The organism is Methylophaga sp. UBA2513 (assembly GCF_002341285.1).
In the GTDB taxonomy this organism is placed as follows: domain Bacteria; phylum Pseudomonadota; class Gammaproteobacteria; order Nitrosococcales; family Methylophagaceae; genus Methylophaga; species Methylophaga marina.
In genome coordinates, this window is sequence record NZ_DDNT01000006.1 from 25111 (window position 1) to 44790 (window position 19680).

Consider the following 19680-nt stretch of genomic DNA (forward strand, 5'->3'; position numbering starts at 1 on the left):
GGTATTACTCCGACTTCTCAACAAGGTTGAGAAATAATTCTTCCAAACGATTTACTTTATTTTTCATGCTGGTGACTTCAATACCTGTATGACTCAGTTGTTCAAAAACACTGTTTAACGATTCACCACGGTGAATTTCAACCTCTAAAGTGGTGTTATCGATTTGTTGATAATCGAAGCCTTTGAGCTGGAATGTATCGTTTAGTGGTTCTTTGAGGTCGAGAACAAAGGTTTCTTTATCAAGGCGATTGAGTAGGGACTTCATATCGGTGTTTTCAATTATCTGCCCTTTATCGATGATCGCGATATTGCGACATAGACTCTCGGCTTCTTCAAGATAATGTGTCGTCAATATAATGGTGGTGCCTTCGGCATTAATTTTTCTCAAAAATGTCCACATGGAACGACGAAGCTCAATATCAACGCCAGCAGTTGGTTCATCTAAAATCAGTAATCTTGGATTGTGAACCAACGCACGAGCAATCATCAGTCGACGTTTCATGCCACCTGACAGGGAGCGAGAAGGGGTGTCTCTTTTTCCCCATAAACCCAGCTGTTTGAGTAACTCATCTGCTCTTGGTTCAGCTTGGCTTGCGGGCATACCATAATAGCCGGCCTGGGCGACAAGGATATGCTTAACCTGCTCAAAACCGTTAAAGTTAAACTCTTGTGGGACCAGTCCGATATAGCTTTTAGCTTGTTCAGCATCGATGTCCAGGTCCGTATCAAAAACCTGGATAGATCCTGTACTTTTAGTCACCAGTGAGGTGATAACACCGATAGTCGTTGATTTTCCCGCACCATTAGGCCCGAGCAAAGCAAAAAAATCACCTTGCTCTACATCCAGGTTAATTTCTTTTAAGGCTTGCATGCCATTGCGGTAAGTTTTGCTTAGATTCTTGATAGATAATGCTTTCACTGTCTCTCTCAAGCGTGATAAAGGTGGCTAGGTTATCATGCCAACAGCGAGATGAGAATTTTGAAAAATATGTTTAGACAATCCCCTCCCAAAACAATAGATGAATTAATGCGGCGCTGTCAGCAAATCGCTGGAAAAAGCTTAGGTCAGATTGCACAGGAGTTGAGTTGCGCTGTACCTGCAGATCTCATGAGGAATAAAGGATGGGTTGGTCAGCTATTAGAGGCCTGTCTTGGTGCTGATGCCGGTAATCAGGCTGAACCAGATTTTATCTCCTTAGGCATTGAATTAAAAACCTTACCTTTAAACGCCAATGGTGAACCGAAAGAGTCGACCTATGTTTGCACTGTTTCAACAGGCGAATACGAAGCCTTAAGTTGGGACAATAGTTGGGTAAAAAGAAAACTCTCACATGTATTGTGGATACCCATTGAGGCTGACTCATCTATTCCGCTTGCTGAGCGTTACATTGGGAGTGGCTGGTTATGGCAACCTGACCCGTCAGAAGAAAATTTATTAAAAGCTGACTGGGAAGAATTGATGGATCGTTTAACGATGGGAGAGCAGTCTGAACTGACAGCCAGAGAGGGGCAATATTTACAAGTCAGACCTAAAGCAGCACACAGTCGAGTTCTTGCAAAAAGTTCGGATAGTGAAGGCGAAACGGTTTTTATGAATCCTCGCGGTTTTTATCTAAGAACCGTTTTTACCAAGCAGTTACTCGCGAAGGCGTTAAATTGATGGTAACGTTGCAAAATTAATGGACTAATTTTGTTTTACTCGGAAAAGTAGAGAGACATGCTAAACGCACTAGTTATCGATAGCTCACCAGATTTTTGTGAGCATATGTTCAATTTATTAGAGTCGGCTGGTTTCAACGTAGATACCGCCAAAACAGGTGGCGAAGGCTTGGTAAAAGCCGCGGCAGGAAAGTATCGTTTAGTGTGCTGTTCTGACAATCTGTCTGACTATGCCAGTAGTGAGTTTTGTAGTCAGCTCAGAGCTTTGAAGGGCTACGATTTTGCCACGCTGTTAGTGCTAACAGAGCATGATAATTCAAAGATTCTTAAACAGGCACTGTTGGCTGGTGCGACTGATATCTTCAGTAAAAGTGATATGTCAGAAATGGATACTTATCTTTGTCGAATCAGCCAGCGTGAGACACGACAATTAAGTGGGCGAGTTCTATTTATCGAAGACTCCCGGGTACTGCAAACCATTATTATCGATTTGTTGACAGATATGGGGCTGGATGTTGACGCCTACAACTATGCCGAAAGTGCATGGGAGGCCTTTAAAGGTGGTGACTACGATCTGGTCATTACAGATATTATGCTTGAAGGCAGTATGAGTGGCATTACGCTGGTACGAAAAATTCGGCGTATGCAAAGTGAATATAGCAATGTGCCCATTATTGCTACGTCTGGTTTTGACAATATGTCTCGTAAGATTGAACTATTCCATCTTGGCGTTAATGACTATGTGTCAAAACCGATTGTGCGTGAAGAGTTGAGACAGCGTGTATTTAATCATGTCACCAGCTACCAAACGACACAGGAACTGCGTACCCAGCAAAAGTCTTTACACAGTCTGGCTATGCTGGATGATACGACGGGCTTATTTAATCGTCATGCACTTCGTGAATTCGCAGGTAAATACTTCAGTGAGGCTTACCGCTTTAGCCGTTGTTTATCTCTGGCTGTGATTGATATCGATCACCTCAAAGATATTAATGAACATCATGGGTTTGAACGTGGTAATCAGATGTTAGCTGAGCTTGGTTCATGGTTGAAACGTCATGTGCGTGACGTGGATCTTGTTGCTCGCTGGGCTGGTGATGAGTTGGTTTTACTTTTGCCTGAGTGCGACCTAGCTTCAGCAAAAAATATGATGGATCGCATGGTGCAACGTTTGAGAAAACTCAAACCAGCTGACTTAGACGTGACCGTCAGTGTCGGGATTGCTCAATTACGGCAAACAGATAACGATAATCTCAACAGTTTGTTTGAGTTAGCAGATAAAGCAATGTATCAGGCTAAAATGGCGGGGCGCAATTGCGTTAAAGTGTATACAGAGCCTGAATCTATTCCCGAGTTGAGTGATAACGATTAGCCGTAAAGCTGTTTAAAGAGTTCACACTGGTCTTTGTCCAGCATGAAAATACCGTGGCCGCCATTTTCTAACTCTAACCAGGTAAACGCAATCTCTGGCCATTTATCATCCACAGCGAGATCGGTGTTACCTACTTCAATAAATATCAGACCATTTTCTGTCAAATGATCGGCCGCACCGGAAAGAATTTTTGTGACTAAGGCTAAACCATTATCATCTGCTTCAAGTGCTGAGTTTGGCTCATGTCGATACTCTTCAGGCAAAGAAGCCATTTCCTCTGCTCCCACATAGGGCGGATTACTGATAATCAGATCATATTTTTCATCGGTAGATATCTTTTGCCATATATCCGACTCAAGCAACGTCAGTTGATCCTCTAATCCATATTTCTGACGATTTACTCTAGCGACATCTAAGGCATCAGAACTGATATCACTGGCTGTGACTTCAGCTTGCTCAAAGGCCATTGCCAATGCGATAGCAATACAACCACTACCAGTACACATATCTATAATTCGTGTGATGGAGTCAGGTGCAGCGACCCATGGTTGGAACTGTGTTTCTATTAATTCAGCAAAAGGGGAGCGGGGAATAAGGACTCGTTCATCCACAAAAAAAGGTAAACCAGCAAACCAAGCTTCATTGGTGAGATAAGGTAGTGGAATACGTTTCTCAATCCGCTTTTCAATAGCGATGAGTAGGGTCCGCTTCTCATCCTGCGTGAGTCTGGCGTCAAGAAATACATCCGGAAGCGTATCGACAGGAAGATGCAAACTACTCAGTAACAATTGTGATGCTTCATTAAATGCATCCTCATTACCATGACCAAAAAATAATCCCGCTTCATTGAAGCGGGATGTAGACCATCGTAAAAAATCACGAAAAGTATTTAATTCAGATTGAACAGCTAGGTAATCAATCATACGTTTTGTGTGATATCAACAAAGTGACCAGCTATCGCAGCTGCTGCAGCCATAGCGGGGCTGACTAAATGTGTTCTACCACCTTGCCCCTGACGGCCTTCAAAGTTGCGGTTTGACGTCGATGCACAATGTTCACCTGCTTCGAGACGGTCCGCGTTCATGGCCAGACACATTGAGCAGCCCGGGTCACGCCATTCAAAACCGGCTTCGATAAAGAGCTTATCTAAACCTTCTTGCTCTGCTTGTTGTTTAACTAAACCAGAGCCAGGCACAACCATGGCTTGTTTCACACTGTCAGCGACTTTACCGCCCTGAATGGCTTCTGCAGCTTCACGCAGATCTTCAATGCGAGAGTTTGTGCAGGAGCCAATGAATACTCGGTCTAAATAGATATCTGTAATCGGCTGATTAGCTTGTAGCCCCATATATTTGAGCGCTTTTTCCATGCCGTTGCGTTTAACGGCATCTGATTCTTTGACAGGATCGGGAATAGACGAATCAACTGAAACAACCATCTCAGGAGACGTGCCCCAAGTGACTTGAGGTTTAATTTCTTCTGCTTTGAGTACCACGACTTTATCAAAATGGGCGCCGTCATCTGAGTGAAGTTCACGCCAAGCGTTGACGGCTTTATCCCAGTTTTCACCAGAGGGCGAAAAAGGACGGTCTTTCAGATAGTTAATCGTGGTTTCGTCAACCGCAATCATCCCCGCACGTGCGCCAGCTTCTATGGTCATATTACAGACTGTCATGCGACCTTCCATACTCAAAGCCTGAATCGCTTCACCGGCAAATTCGATTGCATAGCCTGTACCACCTGCAGTACCGATTTCACCAATGATAGCCAGAACGATATCTTTCGCTGTGATGCCGGGTTTAACCTGACCCTCGACACGCACTTGCATGTTTTTGGACTTACGTTGAATCAGGCATTGAGTCGCCATGACATGTTCGACTTCGGAAGTACCAATACCAAACGCTAGCGCACCGAAAGCACCATGAGTTGATGTGTGAGAGTCACCACAAACTACCGTCATACCAGGCAGTGTCGCGCCTTGCTCGGGTCCAACAACATGCACAATACCTTGCCGTAAATCATTTAATCCAAATTCAGTGATACCAAATTCGACGCAGTTGCTATCGAGCGTATCTACTTGCAAACGTGAAATAGGGTCAGCAATCCCTTGTTCGCGATGTGAAGTGGGGACGTTATGATCTGGCGTCGCTAAAATTGAATTTAGGCGATAAGGTTTACGTTCAGCTAAACGGAGCCCTTCGAATGCTTGGGGGGAAGTCACTTCATGAACCAGGTGACGATCAATGTAGAGTAAAGCTGTCGTGCCATCTGACTCAGAACGAACGACATGTTGTTCCCAAAGCTTATCGTAAAGTGTTTTTGCTGACATATCTCTATTAAAACCGATTAGTGAGTTATAAGTATCCTGGCATTATACAGCGTCAGAGATGTAAGCTCTATCTGAACTGATGGCAAAAAAAAACGGGTAACCCGAAAGTTACCCGTTTCATTTTTACTGCTAAGGAAAAGTGATTATTCCATATTAGCGTGTCTGTATCGCATTTCTTCTTCTGGAATACCTTTCTCATGGATAAGATGAGAAACGATGGCTTCCAAGAAAATCAATGTCGATAATTCAAACATAGTACCCATAGGCATGCCCTTTGTAGGAGCAAAGCTATCATCGTTACCAATTTGAATTGTCTTGTCCGCTATATCACCAATCGTTGAACTTGCTTTAGAGCAGATTAATACTACTTTAGCTTTCTCCGATTTAGCTTTGTTCGCGAATGAAACCAACTGAGTTGTTTCACCTGAACCTGAGATAACGATTAATAAATCGCCTTCACGGATGCTAGGTGTGCTGATTTCACCTTGAACGTATACGGTGTAACCACTATGCATCAACCTCATACCCAAGAAGTTACCAACAAGACGTGAACGTCCGGCACCTGTAATGAAGATGCGTTTAGCACCATCACACATGGCAACGAATTCAGCTTCAAGAGAACTGTCAGTAGCCCCTAAAATATCAGTGATTTTGTTTACAACTAGATCACGATGCATTGTCATTTTTCTAATCCTTATGCTGCGTCAACTAATGCACGCAGTTCTTTTGCAGATTCAGCTGGAGATGGAGCGCCGTAGATAGCCGCACCAACAACAACGATGTCAGCACCAGCTTGAACTGTGCTTTGGATTGTATCTTTGTTGATACCACCAGCAACAGAAACTTTAACGTTCAGACCTAAACCAGCGATAGTTTTCAGATCTTCAAAAGGTGTTTGACCAGCAGCTTGTGCGTCAAGACCAGTGTGAACACCAATGATGTGTGCACCGTTAGAAGCCGCTTCTTTAGCAACAGCCGCTTTATCTTCAACACCGATTAAATCGATTTGAGCTTCAGCGTTGTTTGCGTTAGCAGCTTTGATAACGCCTTTCATTGTAGCCATGTCAGAAGCACCTAAAACTGTAGTGATGTCACCACCAGCTTCAAAGAAAGGAGTCGCTTCGTATTCACCAGCGTCCATTGTTTTCAGGTCAACCAGGATTTTTTTGTCTGGGTGAGCTGCTTTCAATGCTTTAACCAGTTTCAGACCGTTGTATTTGATACAAGGTGTACCGATTTCAAGGATATCGACATATGGCGCTACTTGTTCAGCCAGAGCCATTGTTGCGTCAAAGTCCAATGAGTCAAGAGCCATTTGGATTTCAGCCATGTTACATACTCCTAATTTATAGTAAAAATTATTGTTATCACGCTTGCTTATGTGAAGCGGGACTATATGCAGAAATCAGTGACAAGTCAATTTCACTGACCCTGCTGCATTCGGGCCCACTCACCAATGGAGTGGGCTGAATACGGGGAAATTTAATTCTGACGAATTAGCTTTCCAGTTCTGCAAGACGGTTAGCCAGTAACTCTTCAAGTGTTTCAAGAGCTTTAGCAAAACCATCAATACCTTCTTGTAATTTTTCAGTCGCCATGCGGTCTTCAGCATGCATAGCTTTGAAGGTTTCTTCTGTCATGTTGATGCGTTCAACATCCGATGCTTTCGCATCTTCAACATTTAACTTACGTGGTAAGTCACCTTCTGTTGAATGTAATTCATCCAGTAGGGCTGGAGAAATAGTGAGAAGGTCAACACCTGCTAACTCAGTGATTTCACCGACATTACGGAAGCTCGCGCCCATTACTTCGGTTTCTAAACCAAACTTCTTGAAGTAGTTATAGATTTGAGTAACAGAAACAACACCTGGATCTTCAGCTGGCTCGTAAGAATCACGGCCTGTGTCTTTTTTGTACCAGTCGAGAATACGGCCAACGAAAGGTGAAATCAGTTGGATACCATTTTCGCCACAAGCTACCGCTTGGTGCAGACCAAAGACTAGAGTCAAGTTGGTGTGAATACCTTCTTCTTCCAGAACTTTAGCAGCCATTACACCTTCCCAGGTTGCTGCGATTTTGATAAGGATACGCTCACGTGAAACGCCTGCTGCTTCGTATTGAGCAATCAGGTCACGACCTTTAGCGATAGTTGCTTCAGTATCAAATGACAAACGCGCATCAACTTCTGTAGATACACGACCTGGAACGATATCCAGAATTTTCAGACCAAATGAAACAGCTAAACGGTCAAAAGCCAGAGAAACTACTTCTGACGCGGGTGCATCTGCACCTAATGTTTCACGAGCCGCTTTCAATGTGTCATCAACAATACCTTGGTATTGTGGCATTTGAGCTGCAGCAGTAATCAGTGAAGGGTTAGTTGTAGCATCACGAGGTGTAAATTTTTCGATAGCTTGAATATCACCAGTATCGGCGACAACAACGGTCATTTCCTTAAGCTGATCAAGTAAAGTAGCCATGTTTCGTACCTTTAATTTTTAAGTTAAAAATTAACAGTCAACGTGATATCACGCAGACTGTATGGTTGATTTTTTTGATTATTATGTCGGCAAAGCCGGACTACTGCCCGGCTTTATTCCGTAAATCTTGGGTGCAAGCTGAAGGTTAACTTAACCTTTGCTTTGAATGTAACGTTCAACACCTGTCATTGGTTTAGCTTGTGCTTTGTTACGAATATATTGTTCAACGCTAGTGATAACGGTGACGGTTGTTGCTTTATTTCTGATGTATTTTTCAACACCAGTTAGTTGTGAGCCACTATTCGATTGGTTTCTGATATAACGCTCAACACCTGTCAAACCATCATTCGTTTTTGCTGCTGCTGGGCTGCTTGGCTTAGCACTGCTGGTTGGAGCAGAACTAGGACTTGATGAAAACAGGCTTTTAAAAAATCCACAAACTGATGCTAAGAAACCTTTGTCACTCATAATATTATACCCCTGTTACATTTTAACCCCATCTGCCCAACAAAACGAGGTTGGTGCAACGGGTAAATTACTATTTTAGATTAATCGTGGCAAGTCGGAAGAACCTTAGCATATGCCTAAAAGTCGACTTGATTTGTGACTAACCCATCCTGAATTATTGATATTGGTCAATTAAAATCGTAATTATTATCAATACACATTGACCAATATCTTACCTCATTATTTAAATTAATAAATCAACCAGGTAAGCATGAAAAAAAACGAGCGGTCATTGACCACTCGTTTTATTTTCTTCTTTAAGCAATATTTGCTTATGCTGCGTCAACTAAAGCACGTAATTCTTTAGCTGCTTCAGCTGGAGAATCCGCACCGTAGATTGCTGCACCAACAACAACGATTGTTGCGCCAGCACGAACAGTGTCTTGAATAGTGTTTTTGTTCAGACCACCAGCTACTGAAATACGCACGCCTAAGTTTAAGCTAGCGATATCTTTCAGATCAGCGAAAGGTGTTTGACCAGCAGCTTGTGCGTCAAGACCAGTGTGAACACCGATGATTTGAGCACCGTTACGAGCTGCTTCAGTTGCAACTGCTTTTTTGTCTTTAACACTGATTAAGTCGATTTGAGCTTCAGCGTTGTTAGCGTTAGCTGCTTTGATTACGCCGCCCATTGTCGCTTTGTCAGAAACACCTAATACTGTACAGATGTCAGCACCTGCTTCATAGAATGGAGTCGCTTCGTATTCACCAGCGTCCATTGTCTTCAGGTCAACCAGGATCAGGTTGTTAGGGAATTTGCTTTTCAGTGCAGTAACCAGTTCAAGACCGTTATATTTAATGCAAGGTGTACCGATTTCTAAGATATCGACATAAGGAGCAACTTGCTCTGCAAGCGCGATTGTTTGATCGAAATCCAGAGAATCCAGTGCCATTTGAATAAGTGCTTTTGCCATGCTGACATGCTCCTAATTAATTTAATTTATGAGTTATTACGTTGAAAATACGCTCGCAGACTATAAAGCAGATTTGCAGATGCTGTCAATTTTTGACTTGATCTCAACATTTAGCTTCTTTTTTATTACTGGACACAATGATTTGCATTATGCGACTCTTTTTGACCAAATTACATAGTTGCGAGGATCTATTTTGAATACAGAATCTGCGGTCTGTTTGGATAATGTAGCTGGTCTGATTATTGACATGGATGGGGTGCTTTGGCATGGCAATAAACCCATGAAAGGAGTGGAAGCGTTTTTTCAACTATTGAGAAAAAAACACATACCTTTTGTTTTGGCGACAAATAACGCCAGTTTGACTCAGCAGCAATATATAGAAAAATTAGCCTCAATGAATATTGATGTCGCTGCGAACGAAATTCTCACTTCCAGTATGGCCACAGTTAGCTATTTGTGTGAACACTTATCAGCAGATAAAAAACGCGTTTTTGTAATCGGGGAGGATGGTCTAAAACAGCCCCTGCGTGATAATGGATTTGTGCTGACAGAGTTATACGAAGTAGATCAGCCTGAAAAAGGTATCACAGGGCGAACAGCAGATATTGTTGTGTCAGGACTCGATCGCCACTTAAGTTGGGATAAATTGGCAACGGCAACCCTAAATATCAATGCGGGTGCTGCCTTTTATGCAACAAACTCAGATGCCACATTACCTACTGAGCTCGGTGAAGTTATGGGTAATGGGGGCGTACTTGCTGCACTCGAATCTGTGACCGGTGTCAAGCCGATATCAATTGGAAAACCAGCGCCTATTTTGTACGAACAGGCTTTGAAAATTTTAGGTACAACAAAAGAGACAACCGTTGCGATAGGTGACCGTCTTAATACGGATATTTTGGGTGCTGTTAATGCGGGTATCCGCAGTGTCTTAGTATTAACCGGTGTGTCTTCTGTTGAGGATGTTGAGCAGGTTGATTATCAACCCACATGGATTCTGGATGATTTGGCGGCACTCACCAAGGCCTTGAAAAACTAGCTAGATATAAAAAGGAAGCGAGAGATGAAAAAATTAATCAATGCTGTGGACAGTGTGCTTGAGGAAAGTTTGAGTGGGTTTGCTAGAGCACACAGCGATATTATTCAATTCAATCAACAACCCCACTTTGTTAGTCGAAAAAATAAGTCTGAAAATAAAGTCGCTCTGATTTCTGGTGGTGGTGCTGGTCATGAACCATTACATACTGGATTGGTGGGAAAAGGCATGCTAGATGCGGCTTGTCCTGGACAGGTGTTTACATCACCTACTCCTGACCAAATGATGATGGCTGCTCAGACTGTTGAAGCGAGTGCTGGCGTGTTGTTTATTGTTAAAAATTATGCCGGTGATGTGATGAATTTTGAAATTGCGGCCGAAATGTTGGATTGCCCACATGAAACTGTACTGGTGAATGATGACGTATCCTTACCCAAAGATCACAGTACTGGCCGTCGAGGTGTCGCAGGGACATTAATTGTAGAAAAAATCGTCGGTGCGGCTGCAGAAGCAGGCGCTGATCTAGCCACTTGTAAAAAGCTGGGTGACAAAGTCGTCAATGCCACTGCGTCGATGGGATTGGCTTTAACGAGTTGTACGGTACCTGCCTTGGGTCAACCCACTTTTGATATTACAGATAATGAAGTCGAAATGGGGGTTGGGATTCATGGTGAGCGCGGTCGTGAAATCATGAACTTAACGACTGCTGATGAGTTAGTTCAGATACTGGCTAAAGCGATTGATGAGGATTTGCAGCCAGCGAAAGGACAGAGCGTGTTACTACATGTGAATGGCTTTGGGGCGACACCATTAATGGAGCTGTACCTAGTCTATGATATCGCTTCTCATTTTTTTGAGGAGCGTGGTATAGAAATTGTGCGTTCACTGGTAGGCAACTACACCACATCACTGGATATGGCGGGTTGCTCTGTTACGCTAACATTGATGGATGACGAAATGCTGCAGTATTGGGATGCACCTGTACATACGGCGGCATTACGTTGGGGGATTTAGTTTTTACTTAACTCATCAGCAATGACGCAAAGAATAAGTTGTGATGTACGAGCGCCTGCATCGATGTGACCGCGGGCGCGTTCACCCAAAAATGATGCTCTTCCTTTTGTGGCCAGCATGTCTTTAGTTGATTGCATACCTTGTGTAGCGGCTGTTTTCATATTACTTAGAACCGCCGCTTTGTCTGCATTTTTTTTAGCATCACTTTGCAATGATTGCATCACTGGAATCAGGGTATCCAGCATGGTTTTTTCACCGATATCGGCTTTTCCTCGCGCTTTTATTGACTCAACACCTGCTGAGTAAATAGTGGAAACCGCTGTCAGATCCATATCTCGATCTTTAGCGGCTTTCCCCATACTCACAAACATGGAACCCAGCAATGAGCCTGATGCGCCACCCATAGTAGACATTAGAGTCATACCCATTTTCATGAATGCTGCTGACCAATCAAGCTGAACCAGTTCATCATTCTGTTTAGTCAACGCCTCAAGTCCACGTAATAGGTTGGTGACATGGTCACCATCACCAATAGCTCGATCCAACGCAGAAATCTCCGCTTCATTGTTCAGTATTTCAGATTGAATTGCAGCAAGAAGGGGAGGGAGAAAAGTGGTATCAATCATGTTTAGGCCTGTGAGTTTATCGCAGAGCATAAAAGTACTGAATCCATAGCATCAGGTCAACTGACAACCATCGCTTTATGTTTGCTTCGGAGGTAACGGGTGGATGGGTGGAATGATATCGGCGTTCAATAATAAGCGTCCATACACCACACCTCGCAGTGTAATCATTTTGTCGGCGATCATGTTCAGGCGATTAGCTGGGCCTTGAACTAAAATCACAGAAAGAGTGTTGGTGTGAGTTAAATTGACATTGAGGTTACTGATGACCTCATCAATGTATTCATATTGCAGATCATGTAGGCGCTTCTGTAGGCCGGGTACAGAGTGGTTGTAAACCAGATTAACGGTGCCAGTCATCACGGTATCGCCTTGTTGAGCACGGTGCTCATTGATTTGTAAGTTGATCATGTCACAAATAGCCTGAGAGCGACTTTCAAACCCCCGTTTACTGACCATTTCATCTAAACCTTCCAGCAGACTTTCAGGTAATGAGATACTGATACGACTGACTTTTTCTTTGCTCATGCGAACTCCTGAAGTTTGTCATCATTATTGTCTGGATGGACAAGACTATCACCCCGGCTAAAACCGGGGTGATGTCACCTTATTTTTAGAACAAGTGGCTATAGCGCTCCACTTCCCATGCACTAACCACAGTGTGGTATTCATTCCACTCAGCTTGTTTGTAACGAATAAATTCGTTTCTCAGCTCACTACCCAGGACTTCTTCCATAAACGGATCAGCAGCAAATGCCTGAATGGCTTCGTCCAGCGTTCTGGGTAAGAATTGAATGCCTAATTCCTCACGTTCTGCTTCAGTTAATTCATACAGATTACGTTCCTGGGGTTTACCAGGATCCAGGCCTTCTTTGATACCTTCTAGACCAGCTGCGAGCACCAGAGCGGCTGCAAGGTATGGATTGACAGCGCCATCGGCATTGCGTGATTCACAGCGACCACCACCCATCGGCACCCGAACTGAGTTGGTACGGTTATTCGAGCCAAACGAGTTAAATACCGGTGCCCAAGTGAAGTAAGGCATATCACCCTGGCGAACTAGACGTTTGTATGAGTTTACGGTTGGAGCAAACACCGCACATAAAGCGGGCCCATGTTTTAAAACACCGGCAATGAACTGATAGCCTAATTTGGTTAAGCCGAGGCCATGCTCATCTTCTTCAGGTTTGCACTGGAAAAGGTTAGCTCCAGTCTCCAAATCATAAAGCGACATATTAAAGTGAGCGCCTGTTCCAGTTTTATTTGAGAAGGGTTTAGGCATGAATGTCGCTAATAAATCTTCTTGTTTCGCATACTCTTTTGCCATCATCTTCAAGAAAGTAAAGCGATCGCAGCTGGTAATGGCATCAGCGTAGTTAAAGTCGAACTCGAACTGTGCATTGGCATCTTCATGATCGAAAGAGTAAAGCCCCCAACCCAGATCATCAATGCTGGTGGCCATTTTGTCTAACCAGCTAAAATTACTTAAAAAAGCGCGAGTGTCATAACAGGGTTTTTTCAATTTATCATCTGGATCAGGCACAGACAGGGTGCCATCTTCATTTTTCTTCACCAGGTAAACTTCTGCTTCAATACCCAGATTCATGCCATAACCGAGCTCTTTTGCTTGTTCCAGTACAGATTTGAGTAAAACACGAGTACTGAGCATATACGGTTTTTTGTATAGGGTATTATCGGCTGGCATCCAGGCAATTTCTGGTTGCCATGGTAGTTGAATAATATGATCTAAATCTGGCACAGAGGCGATTTCATCATCATTTGGCTGCTGTCCCAAACCATCGACAGCATAACCGGTATAAAGCTCTGAGCCATGTGCCATATGATGTAAATGCGAGAGCGGGACAACTTTACCTTTCGGTACGCCATGGATATCCACATACGTACCCATGCAGTATTTCACGCCTTTGCTTTTTAATTCTTCTTGTATTTTTCTGATTTCATCATCAGTTTTGATGTTAATCATGAGATTACCCTTCTTTGGTTAATGATTTATAAGAGAGACTGGTGGTAGCTTTGATCAAGCGGCGGTTGTTCCTTAATTGCTCTCATCACCAGTTGAGATAAGTCTTCACACATCCATGAAAAAAGTGCTTCACCCTCAGCTTTTGTTGCAGTGGAGGGTTTACCTGTCACGCCATTTAAACTGGTGCGATTGACAGGATGGCTGAATACACAGCCATCAGTTCGGTCCGGATCATCTGCGTCAACTAATTTATCTTCACGCACTAACTCCGGGTGTAAGGCCATCATCAAAGCGGTTTCGGCTTGATTGGCATGCCAGTCTTCAGCATCGTCGTGATGGGCTTTGCGAACACGTTCCGAAATTTGAGCGGTGTGAACCAAGCCGATCATCAAATCATCATGACGTGCTCTGAGCATTTCCAAGGCGCAACGAAGTGGAGCGGCATTGGTCACATGGCCATTGATCAGTAACAGGCGTTTAATACCGGAAGAGGCTACCCAGTCACCGATATCGGAAATCACATCAATCAATGTTTTAGGATTGAGTGCCATCGTGCCTGGCCATCTTTTAGAATGACCGATAGAACAACCATAAGGCTGGGTGGGTAATAAAATAACCGGTGTCTGCTTTGCTACTTCTTTGCATAAGGTGTCAGCAATAGCGGAATCCATACCACAGCCCATATGTGGTCCATGCTGTTCGGTGGCGCCTACAGGCAGTAAAGCGGTATCAACACCGTTTTTTACAGCCTCAGCTACTTCTTCCCATGTCATTTGTGCTAATTCATACATTAGAAAACGCTCCCAACTTCATCATTTACTGGCACCATGCGGACAAGGTTCAGGTGATCTTCATCATCATCCTGCTTGGGAGGGTGAATCAGTTCTTCCAGTCGTTTTTTAGTGGCGATAAATTCTGGTGATAAAAATTGATCTGGATTTCTAGGTTGAGGTACCGGTACTTCAATCACTTCTTGTACTTCGCCGGGATTGGCTTTTAGCACCAGAATACGATCAGCTAGATAAATGGCTTCATCCAGATCGTGGGTAATGAAAAACACCGTCACATCAATGTTTTTCCATATCTCCATCAGATAAGCCTGCATTTTGCTGCGAGTTTGAGCATCAAGGGCCCCAAATGGCTCATCCATCAACAGCACTTTAGGTTTATTGGCTAAAGCTCTGGCAATGGCAACACGTTGCTTCATACCTCCTGAGAGTTGATGGGGGTAGCTGTTTTCAAAACGTGCTAAACCAATTAAGTCTATCCACTGTCTAGCTTCAGCTTCTGCTGTGCCTTTGTCATAGCCAGATTCACGTAGACCAAACATCACGTTCTGCTTGACGGTTAGCCATGGAAATAAGGTATAACCTTGGAACACCATGCCGCGTTCTGGTCCCGGTTTATCGACGACTTTGCCATCCAGTTTGACTTCACCTTCGGTGGCTTGCTCAAGGCCAGCCAGAATGCGAATCAGGGTGGATTTACCACAGCCTGATGGCCCAATCACACAAACAAACTCACGTTTATGAATGCTCAGATTGATATCTTTTAATGCGGTCACCGTGCCATGTGGGCTTTGGAAGGTTTTACTTAATCCTGTCACTTCCATGGTGACTGGACGTTTTTTGATGCGGGCAAAACGGTCTCGAACAGCATCTGACTGAACGCGATAATCGGGTAAGGTTGGTTCACTCATCTCGTGCTCCTAATTCGCTTTCTGCCAAGGGAAAAGACGACGTCCAAACCAGGCGAGTAATAAATCAATGGTCAGGCCTAAAATGCCGATCATCATGATGGCGGCGAAGACGTTGTCGAAGTTTTTGTAGCGTGCTTGTTGGGTGATAAACCAGGTAATACCTGAGCTGGTGCCAATTAATTCCGCCACAATCAAATAGGTCCAGGCCCAGCCAAGCAGGATGCGGGTGTCGCGGTATAAATCCGGCAAAATGCCAGGTAATACGATGCGAAATAGCATGGAGCGATTATTTGCGCCCAATGTTTGACCCGCTTCCAGTAAGGCTGGGTCCAGTTTTCGGGTGGTATTGGCGACGATCAAAACCTGCTGGAAAAAGGTACCGATAAAAATAATCGCAATTTTTGGCGCTTGATAAATCCCAAGAATCGCCACCGCCAATGCACCAAATGCTGGCGCAGGTAGGTAGCGGAAGAACTCGATAAAGGGTTCAAATAATCGAGAGAAAAAGTCATAGGTCCCAGCCAAGACGCCAAGGGGAATGCCTATGATGGATGACAAAAGGAATCCATAAAAAATAACCTGAATACTGCTCCATAGACTTTCGTGTAACCACAGCTCACTGCTACGTTTGGGTTCGGTGGTAAACGACGTATAGAAAGCGGTGACAACTTCATGTGGCGCGGGCAAATAAATAGGGTTGGCCGGTATGCCTTCTGGTATGGCCTTGCCTGCTGCGGAAGCTTTGTCGAGTTCAGCATTAAAAACCTCTTTATCAACTAGCATTCCTTCACGAAAGTAACTCACAGAGCCGGGTAAAGTGACTTCTACTTCCGGGTGCCAAATAAATGGGACATAGCTGACCAGACACCAAAGAAGAATGGGTAATACAAAACTGCTGATAGTCACTAATTGTCGACTACGCGGCTCAAGCGGTTTATTAACTGAAAAGAGTGACATAAACAGTACCTTTGCTATTTTCAGACAACACGATCCCCTGCCTGGTCATGACATAAAATTTCAGGAAGAGGGGGAGGCACCGGTTGATGAACGGTGCCTATTAGTCTTTTACTCGCCTAATAAAAGAGAAGGATCGATGTAATTATCGACAGTCTGTTTATCGGCATAGACCTTATTGTCGACATTGAATTGATCCGCAATTTCTGTTGAACCATAAAGCGAACCAAAGCCGTCTGCTTTTTTCATAAAGCCTTGAGCTTCTTCTTTAGTCAAAATCTTAGTACCATCGATAAAGTCTTTATACGCCTCGGGTTCAATACCAACGCGAGCAGCCATGATGCTGATGGCATCATCACGTGTTTTTGGATCATTGAGGTAATCAACCGCCATATACCAGGCATCGATCACTTTTTTCCATTCATCGCGGTGAGTTGCCAAGCTTGATGGAGAAACAGCTAACACATCATAAATAAGACCAGGTTCATCGGCACTGGTGTAAATAGGTTTCGATCCTGGCACTAAATCTAATGCCTGACCTGAGTTTGGTTGCCAAGCCCCAATAGCTTCGACCTGGCCTGATGCCAAGACTTGTGGTGTTTCATTTGTGGGCACATTCACTAGTTCAACATCACTTTCAGTCATACCGGCTTTTTCTAAACCGTTCAGCAATAATAAATGATCGACAAAGCCGAGTTCGACGCCAACTTTTTTGCCTTTCAGATCGGTAATGGAGTTAATGCTGGGCGCACCCACAATCATATCGTTACCGTTACTGTAGTCATTAATCAGGATCATGACATTTTGGGCACCTGTGGCACCTGTGACTAGAGCGTCACCATTAGTCATTGTTACTGCATCTAACTGACCCGCAGCGAAGGCGTCCATACTGGCTACGTAATCAAACCATTCAAATTGCACATCCACACCAACTTTATCGAACATTTTCTTTTCGATGGCGATTTCCCAAGCCACCCAACCTGGCCAATCGCTATAGCCAATTTTTAGTGGTTCTGCGCTGGCATTAGCTGAAAGTAATAAACCTGCGAAAGCAGAAAGAAATAGTCTTTTTTTCATTTTAGATACCCCGGTTAGTATTACGATTTACCAATTTGGTAATACTAGGTTTTGCAGTAACTGTGCCAGACCATGGGGCGTTGTATGGTTAGGAGAGAAAAATTGGTATAAATGGATGAGGCAATATTGAAGTAAAACCAATAAAAATATGGCTTTCAGCGGGTTATAGTGAATAGTAAGTGAAATGGTAATAAGAGAAGATCTGATCTTATTGCAGTATTTTACATCGGCTAATTCCAGATGCTTATGCACTAAAAAGACACGTGAATTGATAAAAAGCCCCAAAAGTGCGCGCTGTTGTAGAAGCTAATTTGGAAATGATGTTTATTAAATAGAAGAGGAGGTTGGGATCGCGAAAAGAAGAGTATAAAAAAAGCCCCAACCCGAAGGTTGAGGCTCTTTTATTAAGCTTTGAACCAATTCAAATGAATTGTTTCAGATTAGCTTACCAGCTGATGAAACCACCCAAAGATAATACATCAACTTCATCATCAGATGATTGGTTGTGGTATTCAGTTTCCATTTGTGAGTATTCAGCAACCAATTTAAGGTTGGCTGTTACATCATGGTAGATACCAATAGTTGCCATAGAGTTAGTATCTAAGTCAGCAGCATCACCAAGGCTTGCGTTGGTGTTGTCTCTGTCTAAAGTAGACTCACCGTAAGAAGCGGCAACAAATGTTTGGCCACCAAAACGGTAACCTAACTGTGCGTAGTAACCATCACCGTCACGTGCACTACCATTTGTGTTGAAAGCGCCAGTGCCTAAACCGTTAACGCCTTGACCTTTGCTGTCATAGTAAGTAGCAACTGCTTCAAAACCACCGAAGATTAATTGACCACCAACAGTGTAAGCATCAGAAGTTTCGCTACCTGTAGCATTGCTGTAACGAACGTCTTGAGTCATACCATCTAACCACAGTTTCATAGAACCGCCGTCAAATGCTGTAGCGTAGCTTAAAGATGCTTCATAACGAGCGTCTTTTTCAAAGCCAGTACCAGTCGCTTGTAAAAAGTCATCAGAATCCATTACTGCAACAGCAGCTTTAAAGCCGTTCATATCAGGAGTGGTGTAACGGATTTGTGAGCGCCAGTTAGCGTACTCATAACCCCAACCGATACGACCTAATGAAGTTGTTCCAGTGTTTTGATCGCCAGCTGCTGTGACGCCAGTCGCACCTACACCGTATAAAGTTTGGTCCAACAGGATGTTGTTAGCTGCATAAAGGCCTAGACCTTTACCTAACATGATTTGACCGAATGAACCGTCAACTGTTGCAAATGCTTCACGTTGTTCCATAGCGTCGTTACCGCCTTGGTTTTCGTTGAAGTAGCTGCCATTGTTAGTTGATGGTGAGATAGAAACACGTGCTGCAATTTTAAGGCCATTGATTTCAGGCATTGCCACGTTAAAACCAAAGAATGTAGGTAACAGACCGTTAGCTACTTGTTGGTTGTTTTGATCGAAACCACCGTTAGCGCTGTCTTGGTCGCTAGCGATGAAGAATTGGTTGATGTTACCGTCAACGCTGAATTCGTAGCCGTTTTCACCACCGACAACGATTGTCGCGTTAGCTGCACCAGCAGCTGTTAATGCTGCTGCACCGACTAAAGAAGCCAGTGTTGATTTTTTTAATAATTTCATTCTGTTTCACCTTCTAATTGTTAACAGATTACTTTAAGTCTCTCTCGTAACCGGATATGTCTCGGTTGTTAGCTATTTTGCATATAAAAAAATCTAATGCAACACTTTTACAACAATTTTTTTAATTTTGACGAGAAAATCACATTTCTGTGTTTTTTTTACCACAATGCTTTCGTTCTCTGCTATGCGAAATAACGGAATAATGCGTGATAGGTGTTGCTGTGGGGATAAGAATTTATTGTGGAAATTATGCAACAAAAGTGACAGGCAATAAAAAACCCAGTTTCTTTTCAGAAGTCTGGGTTTTTTATAATCCGTGGTGGCTCGACCTGGAATCGAACCAGGGACACAGGGATTTTCAATCCCTTGCTCTACCAACTGAGCTAT

Annotated in this window: 20 protein-coding genes and 1 tRNA gene; 4 read left to right on the forward strand and 17 right to left on the reverse strand. The window is 43.5% G+C overall.

Annotated elements, in window-relative coordinates; genetic code table 11:
* Positions 1 to 4: 4 nt before the first annotated feature.
* Entirely contained in the window at positions 5 to 871 is an 867-nt protein-coding gene (locus B3V56_RS01895; RefSeq protein ID WP_339608409.1) for an ABC transporter ATP-binding protein, read from the reverse strand.
* A 117-nt stretch (positions 872 to 988) separates the two neighbouring features.
* On the opposite strand from B3V56_RS01895, the gene mutH reads away from it, so the two are divergent.
* Both mutH and B3V56_RS01905 read left to right on the forward strand, forming a co-directional pair.
* Complete coding sequence (mutH, locus tag B3V56_RS01900) at positions 989 to 1660, forward strand: DNA mismatch repair endonuclease MutH (RefSeq protein ID WP_289245368.1); 672 nt, start codon at positions 989 to 991, stop codon at positions 1658 to 1660.
* Between the two features lie 57 nt (positions 1661 to 1717).
* Positions 1718 to 3031, forward strand: coding sequence for a diguanylate cyclase domain-containing protein (locus tag B3V56_RS01905; RefSeq protein WP_289283916.1), 1314 nt, complete (start codon positions 1718 to 1720; stop codon positions 3029 to 3031).
* Here the strand turns inward: B3V56_RS01905 and prmB are convergent.
* The 7 genes from prmB to hxlA (B3V56_RS01940) all read right to left on the reverse strand — a co-directional run bounded on the left by prmB (position 3028) and on the right by hxlA (B3V56_RS01940) (position 9261).
* On the reverse strand, positions 3028 to 3954 hold the full coding sequence (gene prmB, locus B3V56_RS01910; RefSeq protein ID WP_289282369.1) for a 50S ribosomal protein L3 N(5)-glutamine methyltransferase: 927 nt from the start codon (positions 3952 to 3954) through the stop codon (positions 3028 to 3030). The two genes, B3V56_RS01905 and prmB, sit on opposite strands and share 4 nt — an antisense overlap.
* Entirely contained in the window at positions 3951 to 5360 is a 1410-nt protein-coding gene (gene leuC / locus B3V56_RS01915; protein ID WP_289282370.1) for a 3-isopropylmalate dehydratase large subunit, read from the reverse strand. The genes prmB and leuC overlap by 4 nt, the downstream gene beginning before the upstream one ends.
* Positions 5361 to 5503: 143 nt before the next feature.
* Positions 5504 to 6043, reverse strand: a complete 540-nt coding sequence (gene hxlB / locus B3V56_RS01920) for a 6-phospho-3-hexuloisomerase (RefSeq protein ID WP_286303581.1) — start codon at positions 6041 to 6043, stop codon at positions 5504 to 5506.
* Between the two features lie 11 nt (positions 6044 to 6054).
* Positions 6055 to 6690 carry a 3-hexulose-6-phosphate synthase gene (gene hxlA / locus B3V56_RS01925; RefSeq protein WP_286303582.1) on the reverse strand — a complete coding sequence of 212 codons (636 nt, stop codon included), beginning with the start codon at positions 6688 to 6690 and terminating at the stop codon, positions 6055 to 6057.
* Between the two features lie 166 nt (positions 6691 to 6856).
* Positions 6857 to 7840, reverse strand: a complete 984-nt coding sequence (locus B3V56_RS01930; protein ID WP_286303583.1) for a transaldolase — start codon at positions 7838 to 7840, stop codon at positions 6857 to 6859.
* A 150-nt stretch (positions 7841 to 7990) separates the two neighbouring features.
* On the reverse strand, positions 7991 to 8308 hold the full coding sequence (locus B3V56_RS01935; protein ID WP_286303584.1) for a hypothetical protein: 318 nt from the start codon (positions 8306 to 8308) through the stop codon (positions 7991 to 7993).
* 311 nt (positions 8309 to 8619) lie between these two features.
* On the reverse strand, positions 8620 to 9261 hold the full coding sequence (gene hxlA, locus B3V56_RS01940) for a 3-hexulose-6-phosphate synthase (RefSeq protein WP_007147026.1): 642 nt from the start codon (positions 9259 to 9261) through the stop codon (positions 8620 to 8622).
* Positions 9262 to 9454: 193 nt separating this feature from the next.
* Between hxlA (B3V56_RS01940) and B3V56_RS01945 the strand changes: the two genes are divergently transcribed.
* Both B3V56_RS01945 and dhaK read left to right on the forward strand, forming a co-directional pair.
* Positions 9455 to 10300, forward strand: coding sequence for an HAD-IIA family hydrolase (locus B3V56_RS01945; protein ID WP_289282371.1), 846 nt, complete (start codon positions 9455 to 9457; stop codon positions 10298 to 10300).
* A gap of 24 nt (positions 10301 to 10324) precedes the next feature.
* Positions 10325 to 11311, forward strand: a complete 987-nt coding sequence (gene dhaK, locus B3V56_RS01950; protein ID WP_289283917.1) for a dihydroxyacetone kinase subunit DhaK — start codon at positions 10325 to 10327, stop codon at positions 11309 to 11311.
* Here dhaK and dhaL read toward each other — a convergent pair.
* From dhaL to B3V56_RS01995, 9 genes are all read right to left on the reverse strand, one after another.
* Positions 11308 to 11937: a dihydroxyacetone kinase subunit DhaL gene (gene dhaL, locus B3V56_RS01955; RefSeq protein ID WP_289282373.1), complete on the reverse strand. Its 630-nt coding sequence runs from the start codon at positions 11935 to 11937 to the stop codon at positions 11308 to 11310. The two genes, dhaK and dhaL, sit on opposite strands and share 4 nt — an antisense overlap.
* A 75-nt stretch (positions 11938 to 12012) precedes the next feature.
* Positions 12013 to 12462: a nickel-responsive transcriptional regulator NikR gene (gene nikR / locus B3V56_RS01960; RefSeq protein ID WP_007147022.1), complete on the reverse strand. Its 450-nt coding sequence runs from the start codon at positions 12460 to 12462 to the stop codon at positions 12013 to 12015.
* Positions 12463 to 12547: 85 nt separating this feature from the next.
* Positions 12548 to 13918 (reverse strand): type III glutamate--ammonia ligase, encoded by a 1371-nt coding sequence (gene glnT, locus B3V56_RS01965; protein ID WP_289282374.1) that lies wholly within the window; start codon positions 13916 to 13918, stop codon positions 12548 to 12550.
* Positions 13919 to 13944: 26 nt separating this feature from the next.
* Positions 13945 to 14709, reverse strand: a complete 765-nt coding sequence (locus B3V56_RS01970) for a creatininase family protein (RefSeq protein WP_289282375.1) — start codon at positions 14707 to 14709, stop codon at positions 13945 to 13947.
* Entirely contained in the window at positions 14709 to 15617 is a 909-nt protein-coding gene (locus tag B3V56_RS01975; protein WP_289283918.1) for an ABC transporter ATP-binding protein, read from the reverse strand. Before B3V56_RS01975 ends, B3V56_RS01970 begins: the two co-directional genes overlap by 1 nt.
* A gap of 9 nt (positions 15618 to 15626) precedes the next feature.
* Positions 15627 to 16574, reverse strand: coding sequence for an ABC transporter permease (locus tag B3V56_RS01980; protein WP_286303592.1), 948 nt, complete (start codon positions 16572 to 16574; stop codon positions 15627 to 15629).
* Positions 16575 to 16682: 108 nt separating this feature from the next.
* A complete protein-coding gene (locus B3V56_RS01985) occupies positions 16683 to 17648 on the reverse strand; it encodes an ABC transporter substrate-binding protein (protein ID WP_289283919.1) in 966 nt (321 codons plus the stop codon).
* A 445-nt stretch (positions 17649 to 18093) separates the two neighbouring features.
* Positions 18094 to 19293, reverse strand: coding sequence for a porin (locus tag B3V56_RS01990; RefSeq protein WP_289282378.1), 1200 nt, complete (start codon positions 19291 to 19293; stop codon positions 18094 to 18096).
* 317 nt (positions 19294 to 19610) lie between these two features.
* Positions 19611 to 19680: transfer RNA gene (locus B3V56_RS01995), tRNA-Phe, on the reverse strand.

Bases quoted from the DNA above. Each gene is read 5' to 3' on its own strand.
- B3V56_RS01990 (WP_289282378.1), bottom strand. From the start codon at position 19,293: ATGAAATTATTAAAAAAATCAACACTGGCTTCTTTAGTCGGTGCAGCA.
- B3V56_RS01970 (WP_289282375.1), bottom strand. From the start codon at position 14,709: ATGTATGAATTAGCACAAATGACATGGGAAGAAGTAGCTGAGGCTGTA.
- B3V56_RS01895 (WP_339608409.1), bottom strand. From the start codon at position 871: ATGCAAGCCTTAAAAGAAATTAACCTGGATGTAGAGCAAGGTGATTTT.
- hxlA (WP_007147026.1), bottom strand. From the start codon at position 9,261: ATGGCAAAAGCACTTATTCAAATGGCACTGGATTCTCTGGATTTCGAT.
- leuC (WP_289282370.1), bottom strand. From the start codon at position 5,360: ATGTCAGCAAAAACACTTTACGATAAGCTTTGGGAACAACATGTCGTT.
- hxlA (WP_286303582.1), bottom strand. From the start codon at position 6,690: ATGGCTGAAATCCAAATGGCTCTTGACTCATTGGACTTTGACGCAACA.
- B3V56_RS01935 (WP_286303584.1), bottom strand. From the start codon at position 8,308: ATGAGTGACAAAGGTTTCTTAGCATCAGTTTGTGGATTTTTTAAAAGC.
- B3V56_RS01930 (WP_286303583.1), bottom strand. From the start codon at position 7,840: ATGGCTACTTTACTTGATCAGCTTAAGGAAATGACCGTTGTTGTCGCC.
- B3V56_RS01975 (WP_289283918.1), bottom strand. From the start codon at position 15,617: ATGAGTGAACCAACCTTACCCGATTATCGCGTTCAGTCAGATGCTGTT.
- hxlB (WP_286303581.1), bottom strand. From the start codon at position 6,043: ATGACAATGCATCGTGATCTAGTTGTAAACAAAATCACTGATATTTTA.
- B3V56_RS01980 (WP_286303592.1), bottom strand. From the start codon at position 16,574: ATGTCACTCTTTTCAGTTAATAAACCGCTTGAGCCGCGTAGTCGACAA.
- prmB (WP_289282369.1), bottom strand. From the start codon at position 3,954: ATGATTGATTACCTAGCTGTTCAATCTGAATTAAATACTTTTCGTGAT.
- B3V56_RS01985 (WP_289283919.1), bottom strand. From the start codon at position 17,648: ATGAAAAAAAGACTATTTCTTTCTGCTTTCGCAGGTTTATTACTTTCA.
- B3V56_RS01905 (WP_289283916.1), top strand. From the start codon at position 1,718: ATGCTAAACGCACTAGTTATCGATAGCTCACCAGATTTTTGTGAGCAT.
- mutH (WP_289245368.1), top strand. From the start codon at position 989: ATGTTTAGACAATCCCCTCCCAAAACAATAGATGAATTAATGCGGCGC.
- nikR (WP_007147022.1), bottom strand. From the start codon at position 12,462: ATGAGCAAAGAAAAAGTCAGTCGTATCAGTATCTCATTACCTGAAAGT.
- glnT (WP_289282374.1), bottom strand. From the start codon at position 13,918: ATGATTAACATCAAAACTGATGATGAAATCAGAAAAATACAAGAAGAA.
- dhaL (WP_289282373.1), bottom strand. From the start codon at position 11,937: ATGATTGATACCACTTTTCTCCCTCCCCTTCTTGCTGCAATTCAATCT.
- dhaK (WP_289283917.1), top strand. From the start codon at position 10,325: ATGAAAAAATTAATCAATGCTGTGGACAGTGTGCTTGAGGAAAGTTTG.